The 14,526-nt window shown below is 68.5% G+C and carries 12 protein-coding genes; 7 read left to right on the top strand and 5 right to left on the bottom strand.

The genetic code is table 11. The annotated features are described in order from the left end of the window. Positions 1 to 267: 267 nt before the first annotated feature. Positions 268 to 1,470, bottom strand: coding sequence for an acyl-CoA dehydrogenase family protein (locus AAFO60_RS19890; RefSeq protein WP_347957983.1), 1,203 nt, complete (start codon positions 1,468 to 1,470; stop codon positions 268 to 270). A 262-nt stretch (positions 1,471 to 1,732) separates the two neighbouring features. Here AAFO60_RS19890 and AAFO60_RS19885 point away from each other — a divergent pair, with 262 nt between their 5' ends. Both AAFO60_RS19885 and AAFO60_RS19880 read left to right on the top strand, forming a co-directional pair. Then, entirely contained in the window at positions 1,733 to 3,616 is a 1,884-nt protein-coding gene (locus tag AAFO60_RS19885) for an FUSC family protein (RefSeq protein WP_347957982.1), read from the top strand. Positions 3,617 to 3,660: 44 nt separating this feature from the next. Further along, positions 3,661 to 4,722: a DUF2804 family protein gene (locus tag AAFO60_RS19880; protein WP_347957981.1), complete on the top strand. Its 1,062-nt coding sequence runs from the start codon at positions 3,661 to 3,663 to the stop codon at positions 4,720 to 4,722. Positions 4,723 to 4,825: 103 nt separating this feature from the next. Here the strand turns inward: AAFO60_RS19880 and leuS are convergent, their stop codons facing one another. Further along, positions 4,826 to 7,711, bottom strand: coding sequence for a leucine--tRNA ligase (leuS, locus tag AAFO60_RS19875; RefSeq protein WP_347957980.1), 2,886 nt, complete (start codon positions 7,709 to 7,711; stop codon positions 4,826 to 4,828). A gap of 106 nt (positions 7,712 to 7,817) precedes the next feature. On the opposite strand from leuS, the gene AAFO60_RS19870 reads away from it, so the two are divergent. The 3 genes from AAFO60_RS19870 to AAFO60_RS19860 are packed head-to-tail and all read left to right on the top strand — an operon-like array spanning position 7,818 to position 9,780. Beyond that, positions 7,818 to 8,339, top strand: coding sequence for an SdpI family protein (locus AAFO60_RS19870; RefSeq protein WP_347957979.1), 522 nt, complete (start codon positions 7,818 to 7,820; stop codon positions 8,337 to 8,339). A gap of 6 nt (positions 8,340 to 8,345) precedes the next feature. Beyond that, entirely contained in the window at positions 8,346 to 9,332 is a 987-nt protein-coding gene (locus tag AAFO60_RS19865) for a bile acid:sodium symporter family protein (protein ID WP_347957978.1), read from the top strand. A 49-nt stretch (positions 9,333 to 9,381) separates the two neighbouring features. Then, positions 9,382 to 9,780 carry a hypothetical protein gene (locus AAFO60_RS19860; protein ID WP_347957977.1) on the top strand — a complete coding sequence of 133 codons (399 nt, stop codon included), beginning with the start codon at positions 9,382 to 9,384 and terminating at the stop codon, positions 9,778 to 9,780. Here AAFO60_RS19860 and AAFO60_RS19855 read toward each other — a convergent pair. Beyond that, positions 9,777 to 11,057 carry an MFS transporter gene (locus tag AAFO60_RS19855; protein ID WP_424307258.1) on the bottom strand — a complete coding sequence of 427 codons (1,281 nt, stop codon included), beginning with the start codon at positions 11,055 to 11,057 and terminating at the stop codon, positions 9,777 to 9,779. The two genes, AAFO60_RS19860 and AAFO60_RS19855, sit on opposite strands and share 4 nt — an antisense overlap. 90 nt (positions 11,058 to 11,147) lie before the next feature. Here AAFO60_RS19855 and AAFO60_RS19850 point away from each other — a divergent pair, with 90 nt between their 5' ends. After that, positions 11,148 to 11,738, top strand: coding sequence for a YqgE/AlgH family protein (locus AAFO60_RS19850; RefSeq protein WP_347957975.1), 591 nt, complete (start codon positions 11,148 to 11,150; stop codon positions 11,736 to 11,738). 13 nt (positions 11,739 to 11,751) lie between these two features. Here the strand turns inward: AAFO60_RS19850 and AAFO60_RS19845 are convergent, their stop codons facing one another. Both AAFO60_RS19845 and AAFO60_RS19840 read right to left on the bottom strand, forming a co-directional pair. Further along, on the bottom strand, positions 11,752 to 12,372 hold the full coding sequence (locus tag AAFO60_RS19845) for a DedA family protein (RefSeq protein ID WP_347957974.1): 621 nt from the start codon (positions 12,370 to 12,372) through the stop codon (positions 11,752 to 11,754). 42 nt (positions 12,373 to 12,414) lie between these two features. Continuing rightward, entirely contained in the window at positions 12,415 to 13,005 is a 591-nt protein-coding gene (locus tag AAFO60_RS19840; RefSeq protein ID WP_347957973.1) for a TetR/AcrR family transcriptional regulator, read from the bottom strand. A 168-nt stretch (positions 13,006 to 13,173) separates the two neighbouring features. On the opposite strand from AAFO60_RS19840, the gene AAFO60_RS19835 reads away from it, so the two are divergent. Next, a complete protein-coding gene (locus AAFO60_RS19835) occupies positions 13,174 to 14,469 on the top strand; it encodes an oxygenase MpaB family protein (RefSeq protein ID WP_347957972.1) in 1,296 nt (431 codons plus the stop codon). The last annotated feature ends 57 nt before the right edge of the window (positions 14,470 to 14,526 follow it).

The following is a 14,526-nucleotide window of genomic DNA, read 5'->3' as shown; positions in this document are numbered from 1 at the left end:
CGGCCACGACCGGCATCCCTGGTTCCGGCCACCGGCCGACACGTCGCGTCCGGTGGGTTCGCGGGAACCGATCCGCTCCAACGCACGCCGCACGATGACCACCGCACCCACCGCCGCCGCATGAGCGGCAGACGCGTGGACGCCGCAGTCGAGGTCGGCACCCCTCGAGGCCGACCTCGACTCCAAAACGACGACCCCGACCGCTGGGTCGGGCCGCCATCCGGCAATGCCTCGCGGTCAACGAGAGTCAGTGCCCGGCAGCACGACTCACTTCAGGTCAGCGCTGTTCTTACCCAGCACCTTGCGGGCGATGATCAGCTGCTGAATCTGCTGAGTGCCTTCGAAGATGTCGAGGATCTTCGAGTCGCGAGCCCACTTCTCCAGCAGTCGAGTCTCGGAGAAGCCTGCGGTGGCGCCGATCTCGACGGCCTTATTCGTCAGTTCGGTGACCGTGCGACCCGCCTTGGCCTTCGACATCGACGCCTCAGCGGAGTTCGGCTCGGCGTTGTCGGCCATCCACGCCGCACGCAGAGTCAGCATCCACGACGACTCCCAGTCCGATTCGAGACGGATGAAGTCAGCGACGGCGGCGTGCTGCACCGCGACCGGACGGTCGTAGTCGATCTCGTGACCGGCTTCTTCGAGCATGCGGCGCAGTTCCTCGAGGGCGGCACGACCGAGACCGACCGCCATGGCCGCAACCACCGGTCGGGTGTTGTCGAAGGTCTGCATCACCCCACCGAAGCCCTTCTTGACCTCGATGTCGGGGGAGCCGAGCAGGTTCTGCGCCGGAACACGGACGTCTTCGAAACGAACCACGGCGGTGTCGGACGATTTGATGCCCAGCTTGTGTTCCAGGCGCGCCACCGTCACGCCGTCGGAGTTCATCGGAACCACGAAGCTCTTGATCGCGGCACGGCCGACCGACTTGTCGAGCGTGGCCCATACGACGACGTGGTCCGCACGCGAGCCCGCCGTGACGAAGATCTTCTCGCCGTTGATGACGTAGTCGTCGCCGTCGAGCACGGCCGTCGTCGAGACCGCGGCTGAGTCGGAGCCGAAACTCGGTTCGGTGATCGCCATCGCGGCCCAGACATCGCCGAAACGCTCCAGCTGCTCGTCGTTCGCGACCGCGGCGATCGCCGCATTGCCGAGTCCCTGATAGGGGATCGAGAGCATCAGGCCGACGTCGCCCCAGCTCAGTTCACGAGCACTGAGGACCGACCGGAGGTTGGCGCCGTTCACGGTCTCCTCAGCCGACTCGGCGCCCTTACCGACGGACTTGTCCGCATCCTTCTCGCCGCTGCGAGCCTTCTTCGCAAGCTTGCCGAGATCGTCGAGTTCGACCGGATACTCGTGCTCGGCCTTGTCGTACTTGCGTGAGATCGGGCGGAAGATGTGCTCGGCCGCCAGTCGGGCGCGCTCGACCGTGGAGTTCAGCTTCTCCGGGAGCTCAAGGTTGATTGCCATATCGCAACCTTACTACTGAGTAAGATTGCTGCCAAGGGGTAACGCTCTGAGAATCAGGCATGATCGTGCAATGCGGTCATTCGCGATCAATCCCTTTCAGGCACTTGCGGGTACCGATCCGGGCCGGGCGAGGTTGATCAAGGCGAGCAGCGTTTCGGCGGCGGTCCTGGCTAGCACCTGCACGGCCTGGCTGATCATCCGTCTGACGCACAGCGACGCGGGATTCCTCGCCGCGGGAGCCGTCATAGCTTTGATGACCGGCATGAGTGTGAAGGATGCGACGGGCCGCGATCGCGTGATCACCACCGCCTTCCTCACCCTTCCCGCGGCGGCCGGCGTCAGCGTCGCTGTCCTGCTCAGCCACTACCGGTTGGTCGAGATCGGCGTCTTCGTCCTCGTTGCCGGCGGTGCGACGTGGCTGCGCAAGTTCGGCAGTCGGTGGTCCGCGATCGGCATGCTCGGCTTCTTCTCGTACTTCTTCGGCCTGATCCTCAAACCCACGGTCGATCAGTTGCCCGTCGTCATCGCGATCGCTGTGATCGCGGTCCTGGCCGCGCTGCTGAGCATGGCGTTGACACTGCGAACCAGTCCGACCCGAACGCTGAACCTGCTGATCCGTCAGTTCGCCGGCGCGTGCGCCACCGCCCTGGCCGCAGCCTCCCAGCCCGCGCCCGACCGTCGGCAACTACTGAAGTGCCTGGACCGGACGGGCGACGTGGCCGGCGCCATCGCCGACTGGCAGACCCAGAACGACACCGCGGCGCAGATCGGGGTCGGCGCGGAGGAACTGCAGAGGCTGGTCTTCGACGCCCGCACCGACCTCGTTCAGGCCTGTCTGGCAGTGGCCCGTACCTCATCGACGGTCGACCGGAGTTCGACAGACCCGCTGGTGGAGGCGCTCGCGAAGACCCTGACGGCGTGGCCCGCACCGGATGCGACGCAGGTCGCACAGGAGCAGCTCGACGAGGGCACCGCGGCCGGTGTGCTCCCTGCCCTGCTGGCCCGAGCCGTCCAGTCGCAGTCGGCGTTGCGCGAGGCGATGAACGGTGATCCAGGCTCCGCGGTGCCCGCAGAACCCGAACCGAGTCCGGCCCCGCCCGCGCCCGACGACGTCGCACCCGAGTCCTCCTCGCGGCGGTCGTGGCGCGACTGGGCTCCGACCTCGCGAATGGCCGTCCAGGTGATGCCGGCCGCCGCACTCGCGGCGGTCGCGGGCGAAGCGATCTCGGCCTCGCGCTGGTATTGGGCGGTCCTCACCGCCTTCCTGGTCTTCGTCGGAACCACCACCCGCGCCGCCATCCTGACCCGCGCCTACCGCCGCATCCTCGGGACCGTCGCGGGCACGGTGGTCGGCGTCGCCTTGATGCTCCTTGCCGACCACAGCCAGGGGGCACTCATCGCGATCAGCGTGATCGCCGTGTTCTGCATGGTCTACTTCGGCCCGCTGACCTACACGGCGAGGTCGTTCTTCGTCACGGTCATGCTGGCCGCCCTGTTCGGCCTCCTGGGCGTGCTGAACCGGCAACTCCTCGAATGGCGCATCGAGGAGACGGTGACCGGTGCGGTGATCGGCGTCCTCTGCGCGTTTCTGATCGTCTCCACCAGCTCCCGGCCCGACCTCGTCGGGCGCCTGCAAAGCTATTTCGACTCCCTCGACGACGCCCTCGCCGCGGGCGGGAGCGCCCTGACCGGATCTGCGGGCAGCGGGCCGGTGCTGGCGACGATTCACCGCCTCGACGCCGACCACACCGAGCTCCAGACGTTCAGCGACGCAATGCGGGTGTCGTTCCCGCTCAGCAGTCAACGCGATCTGCGGCGACCGACGACCGATCTGTTGCAGGCGGCGACGATTCACGCCGACCGCTTCGCACAGGAGGCGATCACGATCGCCGATGCGCCCCACCGCGCTCGACTGGCCGCCGGGAGCACCGAAACCGTCGTTCGGCAGATCCGTGACCAAGCCGAGGAGACTGCACGCGCCCTGCTCCACCGCACCCCCGGAGCGCGTGACACCGCAGCCCACGCCGTCGACGCCATCGACCGAGCCGGAGCGCACCCGCACACCCCCGAGTTCCGCGCGATGATCGCGCTGGCCGAGATCAGTGCGGTGCTGGCTCACCTGGCCCGACTGCGCGACGACCGCTGAGGACCGGTGAACGGCTCGGCGCCGCTGGGCTATCGTCGGGTCTGATGAACACCGTGGTCTTTCCTCCCGCCGCCACCGCTCCGCCCGAGTCCCTGGTGACCGCCGGTCGCTACAACTTCGGCACCTACGACGCGCCGATCGCCGAGGTCAACCCGCTCGACGCCGCGGGACGGGGACCGCTGGCCCCGGCTCGTCGACAGCTCCGCAACACCGGCCTCAAGGAGTGGGAGGCCTTCCAACTCGGCGACGACGACTGGTTCGTCCTCGGTGCCGTGTACAACGCGAAAACCCTTGGGCTGCTGCAGGTTCTGGTCGTCGACAAGAAAGCGGCGACGATTCGCCGCTGGGAGACCAAACTGCCGGCGCCGCTGCTGCACGTGGCTCGCGGTCTCGACGACACCGTCTCCGAAGGGGAGTTCGCCGGGCTCAAAGTGGAGATCGGCAACAATCTGCCCGACGGCGTCCTCACCGTCGACGCCGTCCACGCGGGCACCGCGCTGAAGCCGAAGCTGGGGCTGCACGTGACCGGCGACTGCTCCGCCGACCGCGCCGGGCACCTGGTGATCGTGCACCCCTTCGCCGACAACGACGCCCTGTACTCGCACAAGGCGATGATGCCCGCCACGGGTTCGCTGGTGATCGGCGACGAGCACGTCGGCCTGGCCGACGACCGCGGCTTCCTGATCCTCGACGATCACCACGGTGATTACCCGCGACCGATGAAGTACGACTGGGTCACCGCGATTCGCCGCAACGCCGCGGGAGTGGTGGAGGGGTTCAACCTCACCGACAATCAGATCCGCAATCCCGGCGTCTACAACGAGAACGCCGTGTGGATCGGCGATCGGGTGCACCGGCTGCCCGCCGTCACCGTGTCCCGGCCCGACGGGCCGTGGGGCCGCTGGTACATCCGCGACGCGGACGGCGCCGTCGACGTGACCTTCACGCCCACCGTCCGATCGACGATGCACGTCGGCCCCCGCAAGGTGCTCGCCGAGTACTACGCCCCGTACGGCTGGTACGAGGGCACGATTCACGCCCAGCACGCCACCCTCACCGTCGACGGCATGTTCGGTGTGGGGGAGCAGAAGCGGATCAGCGTCTAGTGTCCTAACTCCGCACCGGCGTCGGAGAGAGCAGACGAGGCTGTCATCCGGCGCGCCTGTCGGCAGCACCGAATGACAGCCTCCTGTCGTCGAGCCGGGGGTCCTACGGGACCACGTTCACCATCTTGCCCGGGACGAAGATGACCTTGCGCGGCTCACCGTCGAGCAGCGCGGCGATCTTCTCGTCGGCCAGCGCCGCGGCGACGACGGTCGCCTCGTCGGCGTCGGCCGCCACCTGGATGCGGCTGCGGACCTTGCCCTTGACCTGCACCGGGATCTCGATGGTGTCCTCCACCAGCCAGCGCTCGTCGACCTCGGGGAACGGACCGCGAGCCAGGGAGGCGTCGTGTCCGAGTCGGCTCCACAGCTCCTCGGCGATGTGCGGTGCCAGCGGGGCGAGCATCAGGAGCAGCGCCTCGACGGTGGCGCGGGGCGCGCCCCCCGGGTAGTTCTTGGTCAAGAAGTTGGTCAGCTCGATCAGCTTCGCGCCCGCGGTGTTGGTCCGCAGGTTCGCGAAGTCGTCGCGCACACCCTCGATCGTCTTGTGCAGCACCTTGTTGGCGTCGTCGGACGGCACGTCGTCGGTGACGCGGACACCGCCCGTCTCCTCGTCGACGACCAGGCGCCACACGCGCTGCAGGAAGCGCTGCGCACCGACGACGTCCTTGGTCGCCCAGGGGCGAGACTGATCCAGCGGACCCATCGACATCTCGTAGACACGCAGGGTGTCGGCGCCGTAGTCGCGGCAGATGTCGTCCGGGGCGACGGAGTTCTTGAGCGACTTGCCCATCTTTCCGTACTCCTGGTGGACCTCCTCGTCGCCCAGGAAGAACTTGCCGTCCTTCTCGACCACCTCGTCGGCCGCGACGTAGACCCCGCGCGAGTCGGTGTAGGCGAAGGCCTGAATCATGCCCTGATTGAACAGGCGGCGGTACGGCTCGCGGCTGGTGACGTAGCCGAGGTCGAAGAGCACCTTGTGCCAGAACCGCGAGTACAGCAGGTGGAGCACGGCGTGCTCGACGCCGCCGATGTACAGGTCGAGGCCGCCCGGATCGTTCTCACCGTGCTGCCCGGGCCGCGGCCCCATCCAGTACGCCTCGTTCTCCTTGGCGCACAGCGTCTCCTGATTGGTCGGGTCGATGTAGCGGAGCTGGTACCAGGAGCTGCCCGCCCACTGCGGCATCACGTTGGTGTCGCGGGTGTAGGTCTGCAGCCCGTTGCCCAGGTCCAGCTCGACGCTCACCCAGTCGGTGGCCTTGGCCAGCGGGGGAGACGGTTCACTGTCGGCGTCGTCGGGGTCGAAGGCCACCGGCTGGTAATCGGCCACCTCGGGCAGTTCGACCGGGAGCATCGACTCGGGCAGCGCGTGCGGCGCGCCGTCGGCGTCGTAGACCACGGGGAACGGTTCCCCCCAGTAGCGCTGGCGGGCGAACAGCCAGTCGCGCAGCTTGTACTGGACGGTCCCGGTTCCGGTGCCCTCGCTCTCCAGCCGCTCGATCATCGCCGCCTTGGCCTCGTCGACGGACAGGCCGTCGAGGAAACCGGAGTTGATCAGCGGGCCGTCGCCGGTGAACGCGGCCTCGGCGATTCCCTCCGCCGAACCGATGACCTCGAGCAGCGGCAGCCCGAAGGCCGTCGCGAACTCGTAGTCGCGGGTGTCGTGCGCGGGAACGGCCATGATGGCGCCGGTGCCGTAGCCGATCAGGACGTAGTCGGCGATGAACACCGGAACGGGCCGACCGTCGACCGGATTGGTGGCGTAGGCGCCGGTGAAGACGCCGGTCTTCTCCTTGTTCTCCTGCCGCTCCAGATCGCTCTTCGCGGCGATCGACGCCCGGTAGGCGGCGACGGCCTCCGCCGGGTTCGACGCACCACCGGTCCACCGCTCGTCGACGCCCTCGGGCCACTGGTCGGCGACGATCACGTCGACCAGCTCGTGTTCGGGCGCGAGCACCATGTAGCTGGCCCCGAACAGGGTGTCGGGGCGGGTGGTGAAGACCTCGATGACGGCGGCGCCGCCGTCGGCGGCCTGCGCGCCGGGAACGGGGAACTGGACCTGCGCACCGCGCGAGCGGCCGATCCAGTTGCGCTGCATGGTCTTGACCTTCTCCGGCCAGTCGAGCAGATCGAGATCGTCGAGCAGTCGGTCGGAGTAGGCGGTGATCCGCATCATCCACTGGCGCAGGTTCTTGCGGAAGACCGGGAAGTTGCCGCGCTCGCTGCGGCCGTCGGCGGTGACCTCCTCGTTGGCCAGCACGGTGCCCAGCCCGGGGCACCAGTTGACCAGCGAATTGCTGAGGTAGACCAGGCGGTACTCGTCGAGCACCTCGCGGCGCTCGGCAGCACTGAGCGCCACCCAGTCGCGACCGTCCTCGAGTTCGCGCGAACCGTCCTCGAACTCCTCGATGAGCTCGTCGATCGGCCGAGCCCGGCGCTGTTCGGCGTCGAACCAGGAGTTGTAGATCTGCAGGAAGATCCACTGGGTCCAGCGGTAGAAGTCCAAGTCGGTGGTCGCGACGCGGCGCCGCTCGTCGTGCCCGAGGCCGAGGCGACGGATCTGCTGCAGGTACCGCTCGATGTTGGCTTCGGTGGTGGTCCGCGGGTGGGTGCCCGTCTGGACCGCGTACTGCTCGGCGGGCAGACCGAAGGAGTCGAAGCCCATCGTGTGCAGGACGTTCTTGCCGGTCATCCGCTGGTAGCGGGCGAAGACGTCGCTGGCGATGAATCCGAGCGGGTGACCGACGTGCAGGCCGGCGCCCGACGGGTACGGGAACATGTCCTGGACGAAGAGCTTGTCGTCGGCGTCGGCCTGCGGACCGGCGAATCCGGTGAAGTCGCCGGCGAGCGGTCCGACCGGGTTCGGCGCGGCGAAAGTCTGGTTCCGAGTCCAGAACTCCTGCCAGCGAGCCTCGATGTCGCCGGCGCTCTGAGCGGTGTAACGATGGCCTGCGGCGTCGGCCGGGCGATTCGTCGGATCAGCAGAAGTCACCCGACCAGCGTAAATCCTCACGTCGCGGCACTCAAAAGCGCCTCAGCGCGGTGCGGGCCGAGCATCGACTTTTCGCGCATCACCGCGGCCGTCGTAGAGTTGGCTCATGTCTATCGTCTCCACCGTCGTCGCAGTTCTCGCTCTGGTGCTTGCGGTCGGCTGGCTCGGAATCGGAATCGCCGCCCTGACCGGGTCGCTTCACCGCAATCGTTGGGCGGGTGTCCGAGCGCCGCAGACCCTGCGATCGGAGGAGACCTTCGCCGTCGCCAACAAGGTCGCCGCCCCCGGTTACCTCGGTGCGGGCGCCATCCTCGCGGTGACCGGCGGCCTCGGGCTGGCCTTCGGCGCCTGGGGCTGGCTGTTCGCCCTGTTCGGCATCGTCGTCGCCGTCCTGGTGATTTCGGCGGTCGGCGGCATGGCGATCCAGGCGGCCGAGAGCGTGCCGGTGGCGGACGAGGGCGGCTGCGGCTGCTGCTCGGGGTCGGCCGATACCCCCTCGTCCTGTTCCGACAGCACCTCGCCGAGCGATGACGACCCGGCCGCGGACTGCGGCGAGTCCAGTTGCGGCTCCTGCGCGCTGAGCAGCATGTGCCTGGCCGAGGACAATCCGCACAACTACACCGTCTAACCGTCGATGCGCCGACTTCTCGATCGGTCGCCGATCGATGGCTTCGTCCTGTCGATTCTGCTCGCCGTCGTCGTCGCTGCGATCCTGCCCGCCGAGGGTGCGTTCGCCGGCGTGATGGACTGGGTCGTCACGATCCTGATCGCGCTGCTGTTCTTCCTCTACGGTGCGCGCCTGCATCCGCGTGAAGCGCTCGAGGGCCTCACGCACTGGCGACTGCACCTGATGATCCTGACCTTCACGTTCATCGCCTTCCCCCTCGTGGGACTCGTTCTGAAGCCGGCCCTCGCACCGATCATCGGCGACGAACTCGCTCAGGGGATGCTCTATCTGACGCTCGTTCCGTCGACGGTCCAGTCGTCGATCGCCTTCACCTCGATCGCCCGCGGCAACGTCCCCGGCGCGATCGTCAGCGCATCGGCGTCGAACCTCATCGGCGTCTTCTTGACCCCGCTGCTGGTGGTCGTTCTGATGGGTTCGGGAGCCGGCGTGCAGATCACCGGTTCGTCGGTGACCAAGATCCTGCTCGAGATCCTGGTGCCCTTCCTCGTCGGCCAACTTTGCCGCCCGCTGATCGCCGGCTTCCTCGGCAAGTACGCCGCACCCACCAAGTACGTCGACCGGTCCTCGATCGTCGTGGTGGTGTACGTGGCGTTCAGCGAGGGCGTGGTGTCGGGCATGTGGTCGATCGTCAGCGCCTGGGACGTGGTGATCGTCACGGCCGTCTCGACCGTCTTCGTGATCGGGATGCTGCTGTTGACCCGCTGGGTCCCGACCCGGATGGGCTTCGACCGCGGCGACACGATCGCGGTCCAGTTCTGCGGCAGCAAGAAGTCGCTGGCCACCGGGCTGCCACTGGCGTCGGTGATGTTCCTCGGCGGCTCCGTCGGTTACATCGTGCTGCCGCTGATGATCTTCCACCAGGTGCAGTTGATCCTGTGCTCGATGCTGGCCAGCCGGTACGAGAAGCAGGCGCTGGCCGCCGACGGCTCCTGACACCGGATCGGTCGGCGCCCGGCGTGTCGGGGAACCGACCCTCGCGCCGGTGCGTCTAATCGGTATGGAGCCCGTCATCGAGTACTACTTCGGCACCGGCGACGGCACCCTGACGCATTGGCGGACCGTCGCCGGAATCGACTTCGACGGCGACGGAGTGCCCGACGCCGTGGCACTCGACTTCGACGGCGACGGCCGCTTCGACGACCTGATGTGGGACGCCGACGGCGACGGCGTGGCCGACCTCGTTCTGCTCGACCTCGACGACGACGGCGTGCCCGAGGCCCGCTACGCCGACTCCGGTCGCGGATTGTGGGACCGTCCCGCCGGGCAGCCGGGCGGTCGCCCCGAATCCGTGCTCGACACCGACGACGACGGGGTCGACGACCTCGTACTGATCGACGCCGACGGCGACGGATACGCGGACTCGTACCGCGACATCCCCTAACGCGACATCGGGACCGGAACCGCCACCTCGGCGAGCGGTGGGCCCTCCACCCGCTGACGACTGCGCCAGACGCCGACCGCCGCCGCCAGGTACAGGCAGGCACCCACCACCACGAGCGGGATGCTGAAGCCGTCGGCCGGGATCGCCAGCGCGGCGATGAAGATCGCCCCGACGAAAGCCGTGTTGAACAGGGCGTCCTGCACGGCGAAGACCTGCCCGCGGTACGAGTCGTCGATGTCCAGTTGCATCGCGACGTCACCGCACAGCTTGATCGTCTGACCCGCCAACCCGATCAGGGCCGCCGCGATCAGGACCGGCACCGGTCGAGCCGTCACGAGCATCAGCTCCGCGATCACCCCCAAGACCAGCGCCGAGGTGATGGTGCCTCGCCGGCCGGCCATCCGAACCGACACCGGGGTGGTACCGGCGGCCACCAGTGCGCCGGCGGCCACCGAGCCGCCGATCAACGACAGCGCCCGGACGTTGGCCCCCAGCGCGTCGCCCAGTTCGGTGTGCCGCACCAGCATGAGGAACATCAGCGTGTTGAAGCCGAAGATCACCCGGTGCACTCCGATCGCGCTCAGCACGATGGCGACCGACGGCATCGCGACCACCGCGCGCAGACCGTGCGAGAGTCCGCGGACCACGGAGTACACGGCGGTGTGGCCGATGCCGTCGGGCCGATCCGGCCCCAGCTGCCGATGAGTGAATCTGATCGCCAGCAGCGCCGCGCAGACGGCGAAGACCGCCCCCGACAGCAGGGTGGCGCCCGAGCCGCCGTTGTCGGCCCCGAAGACGGCCCGCAGCACGCCGGACACGCCCGCACCGACGGCGAGCATTCCCGCACCGACGGTGGTGAACACGGCGTTCGTCTCCACGATCAACCGCGGCGGCGCCACGTGCGGCAGGCTCGCCGAGAGGCCGGAGGCCACGAGGCGGCTGCACCCGGTCACCAACAGCGCTCCCAGCAGCACCACCGTGTCGGGTGTGCTGGTGCTCATGGTGATCGCGACCAGCACGATCGCGACCGCTCGCAGCAGGTTGACCCACAGCAGGACGCGGCGACGATCCCAGTGGTCGAGCACCGCGCCGGCGAACGGTCCCAGCAGCGAATAGGGCAGCAGGAGGACGGCGAAGCCGCCGGCGATCGCCATCGGATCGGTGTGCCGATCGGGATTGAACAGGATCGAGAACGCCAGGGCGGCCTGAAACGCGCCGTCGCTGAGCTGGCTCAGCAGACGCACGGCGAGCAGCCGGAACAAGCCCGGAGTGTGCATCACCGACCGCAAATACTTCACCTGTCGAGCTTACGGCCCAACTTGGGTCGGGTGAGGCCGCGGCGGGGCGTCGGGTGTCATGATTGAAGGGTGTCCGGCGCCGACTATCTGACCAACCAGCCCGAGGTGAGTGCGGGCAGTCTGCTCATCGCGTCCACCGCACTCTCCGGCCCCACCTTTGCGCGCACCGTGATCTACGTGATCGAACACGATGAGCAGGGCACGCTCGGGGTCGTGTTGAACCGGATGTCCGACGCCGCCGTCTACAACGTCCTGCCCGCCTGGGCCGAACTGGCGGCCAGTCCGCGGGCGGTGTTCGTCGGCGGGCCGGTCGCGACCTCGTCGGCGCTGTGCCTGGGCGTGGCGAAGACCGGCGTCGACGTCAGCAAGCAGCCTCGTCTGCACCAGGTGCTCGGCCCGGTCGCGATGGTCGACCTCGACGCCGACCCGGAGGAGCTCGCACAGGTGCTCACCGGGGTGCGCATCTTCGCCGGCTACGCGGGCTGGGACGCCGGCCAACTCGGCGACGAGCTGGCCGAGGGCAGTTGGATCGTCGCCCCCGGACTTCCCACCGATCTGCTGGCCGCCCCGTCAGTCGACGTGTGGCAACGCGTGCTGCAGCGTCAGCCGTGGCCCCTGCCGCTGCTGTCGACGTATCCGATGCACCCCGAGGAGAACTGAGCCGGGTAACCGCTCAGGTCGGACGGCGACGCCGGACTCGACGCCGTCGCACCAGCATCGCGATGAGGACGCCGACGCCGACACAGACGCCGATGATCAACGCGACCTCGCCGCCCAGCGTGGCGCCGACGCCCCAGGACACCAGCAGGATGGTGGCCGTCCATGAGACGCCGCCGAGAGCGGTGGCGAACAGGTAGCGGTGGAAGGGCATTCGGCGAGTGCCTGCGATCAGCGGCGTGATGCTGCGGACGTATCCCACCCAGCGCGCCGAGGCGATCGTCGCGAGCGCCGCCCCGGCTCTCGGCGGTTCGTACCCGGATGCGACGGTGCGGCGCACCAGCGCCCGGCCCGCGCGCGTCCGCGCCAGTCGGGGACCGGCCAGCCGGCCGATCAGATAGCCGGTCGAATCACCGGCCACGGCGGCCACCGCGCACCCGGCGACCAGGACGCCGATCTGGGGTCGGCCGATGGCCGCGACCACTCCCGCGGCGACGAGGACCGCTTCGCTGGGGGCGACCAGTCCGACGACGGCGATCGCCGTCTCCGCGTAGACCACTCCGCAGGCGATCACGTAGACCATCCACGCCGGCGCCGAGTCGACCAGATCGGTCAGGTGGTCAGTCAACGAATGCATGTCCGTATTCTCCGGTAGGCGCGATGATTCGGTGACCGCGGCTCACCCGGCGTCGTCGGCCGCAGCCGACGAGCCGCCCTCGGGCAGCAGTCCGGTGATGGCGGCCCGCAGTTCCTCGGGGGTCGGGACCGGCAGTCCCTCGTGGCCGTGGATGAAGCCGATTCCCGCGTACACCAGAAGGCCGGCGAGCAGCCGCGCCCGGGTGTCGCCGATCTCCAACTCCCGCAGGGAGTCGTGCACGACGTTGAAGACCTCGCCGTCGATCATCCGTACCGTCTGCGCCACCTTCTCGTTGGTGCGGGCCCAGTCACGGATCGCCGTCTCGACCGTGAGGTTGCGGTCGCTCATGAGCATGGTCGCCAACTCCACCAACCGACCTTGCGGCGGCAGGTTCGACAGCTCGTGCAGTTCGGCCAGCCGGCTGCCGTTCGTTTCGCGCCACCGCTCGGCCATCGCCTCCCAGAGGGCGTCGATGTCCTGGAAATGCCAGTAGAAGCTGCCCTTGGTGACCTCGAGCCGACTGCACAGGCGCGCGATCTTGACTGCGGACATCCCCTCGGTCGCGATCAGGTCGAGCGCCGCGTCGACCCAATCGGTGGCCGACAGGCGGCTGGTACGACGCGACTGTGCCATCGGTGTCTCTCCTCCTCGTGTGCCGGGGTCGATCGATCCGGTTCGGGATCGCTCGGCCCGTCCATACCATAGGGTATGGTACGGTCCCGGTGTGATGCAGCTCTCGCCATTGTGGTCCGACGACGGCCCCCGTGCGAGCCGCGTCCCGGACGAATCGAAGGAGTCGGCATGAGCATCGACCAGCAGACACAGCCCGGATCGATCGAAGCGGAGGCGACGCCCGTCAGGCGCCCCGCCCCGACCGCCTTCCCGTACCGCGAAGCCATGTCGCGACCGATGATCCGCCGAGCCCGCAAGCTCGCCAAACGCCTGACCGGCAAGGATCTGTTCCCGACCGCCGAGCAGATCGAGGCCTTCCACGGCGACATGTACCACGCCGATCCGATAGCCGAACGGTTCGTCGACGAGGTCTTCTACGGCGAGATCGGTCAGGAGCGCGGCCGGGAGATCCTCAAGCAGGCCCTGGCGCACGGCATCGAGAGCATCGAGGATCCGCCCGAATCGATGGTCGCGCTGTTCCGCGAGTTCGAGGAGGTCCCCGAGTGGGTGGATCCCGCGCTCGTCGAGGCCGGCGCCCAGATCTGGCGCCGGTGGGGCACCTTCCTGTTCAGCGTCGCAGGCGGCGAGACGCTGGAGATGTACACCGAAGCGGCCGTCGCGACACCCCTGTCATTGGCCGGCGGCTATGCGGGAGACAACGCGCTGCGTCGGTTTCTGGAGACCTCCCGCTTCTGGATCGACGTCTCCGAACCGGGTGCCCTGTTGACGCCGGGCAGTAAGGGACGGGCGACCGCGATGCTGGTGCGGGTGATGCACGTCTCGGTCCGGCGCCGCGTCGCCGACCATCCCGAGTGGCACATCGACCGGTGGGGCATCCCGATCAGTCAGGCATACATGCTGTTGACCCTGTCGGGCGGCAGCGTCGTCCCGGCCCTGGCCCTGTGGCTGGTCGGGGTGCAGACCACCCGCCGGGAGATCTACGCACTGATCCACTTCCAGCGGTACATGGGACACATCGTCGGCGTCCGCAACACCTGGTACCCGGAGACCATCGCCGACACGCTGCGGCTCCTGGCACTGGTCTCCACCGCCCGCAGTCATGACTCGGGCGAGCACGGCGCCGAGCTCATCGAGTCCTTCCCGAAGGCCTTCGCCCCGCGCGGCGGGCACACCGGGCTCCAGCGACTCCGCGAGGAGTACAACGGCCGAATCTACGCGGCCTACTCGCGCCTGTTCATGATGCCGTGGACGTACGCGAAGTACCGCATGCCCAACGCGTGGCCCGGCCTCGCCTGGATCGCACTGCGGTTCCCGCTGCTGGCAGCGGTCGAGACGGCACGGCGGATTCCGCCGATCGGCCGACTGCACGAGGCCGTGATGGTGGCGCACCGGGAGAGCTGGTACCGCGCGCAGATGTCCGGCCGCGAAGCGGAGTTCGACGCCTCTGGCGCCCTGCGCCGCTGAATCTCCTGCGTCGCTGAACCCCCTGCGCCGCTGAGCCCGCAGCCGTCCACCACTCGA

The sequence above is a fragment of the Gordonia aichiensis genome, from assembly GCF_039946255.1.
Taxonomy (GTDB): Bacteria; Actinomycetota; Actinomycetes; order Mycobacteriales; family Mycobacteriaceae; genus Gordonia; species Gordonia aichiensis_A.
The sequence above is the reverse complement of the archived record's forward strand: the minus strand, read 5'-3'. Positions and strand labels throughout refer to the sequence as shown.

What these genes read in the sequence shown, in the direction of transcription:
- AAFO60_RS19890 (WP_347957983.1), bottom strand. Translation starts at nt 1,470, where the DNA reads ATGGCAATCAACCTTGAGCTCCCGGAGAAGCTGAACTCCACGGTCGAG.
- AAFO60_RS19885 (WP_347957982.1), top strand. Translation starts at nt 1,733, where the DNA reads ATGAGTGTGAAGGATGCGACGGGCCGCGATCGCGTGATCACCACCGCC.
- AAFO60_RS19880 (WP_347957981.1), top strand. Translation starts at nt 3,661, where the DNA reads ATGAACACCGTGGTCTTTCCTCCCGCCGCCACCGCTCCGCCCGAGTCC.
- AAFO60_RS19870 (WP_347957979.1), top strand. Translation starts at nt 7,818, where the DNA reads ATGTCTATCGTCTCCACCGTCGTCGCAGTTCTCGCTCTGGTGCTTGCG.
- AAFO60_RS19865 (WP_347957978.1), top strand. Translation starts at nt 8,346, where the DNA reads ATGCGCCGACTTCTCGATCGGTCGCCGATCGATGGCTTCGTCCTGTCG.
- AAFO60_RS19855 (WP_424307258.1), bottom strand. Translation starts at nt 11,057, where the DNA reads ATGCACACTCCGGGCTTGTTCCGGCTGCTCGCCGTGCGTCTGCTGAGC.
- AAFO60_RS19845 (WP_347957974.1), bottom strand. Translation starts at nt 12,372, where the DNA reads ATGCATTCGTTGACTGACCACCTGACCGATCTGGTCGACTCGGCGCCG.
- AAFO60_RS19840 (WP_347957973.1), bottom strand. Translation starts at nt 13,005, where the DNA reads ATGGCACAGTCGCGTCGTACCAGCCGCCTGTCGGCCACCGATTGGGTC.
- AAFO60_RS19835 (WP_347957972.1), top strand. Translation starts at nt 13,174, where the DNA reads ATGAGCATCGACCAGCAGACACAGCCCGGATCGATCGAAGCGGAGGCG.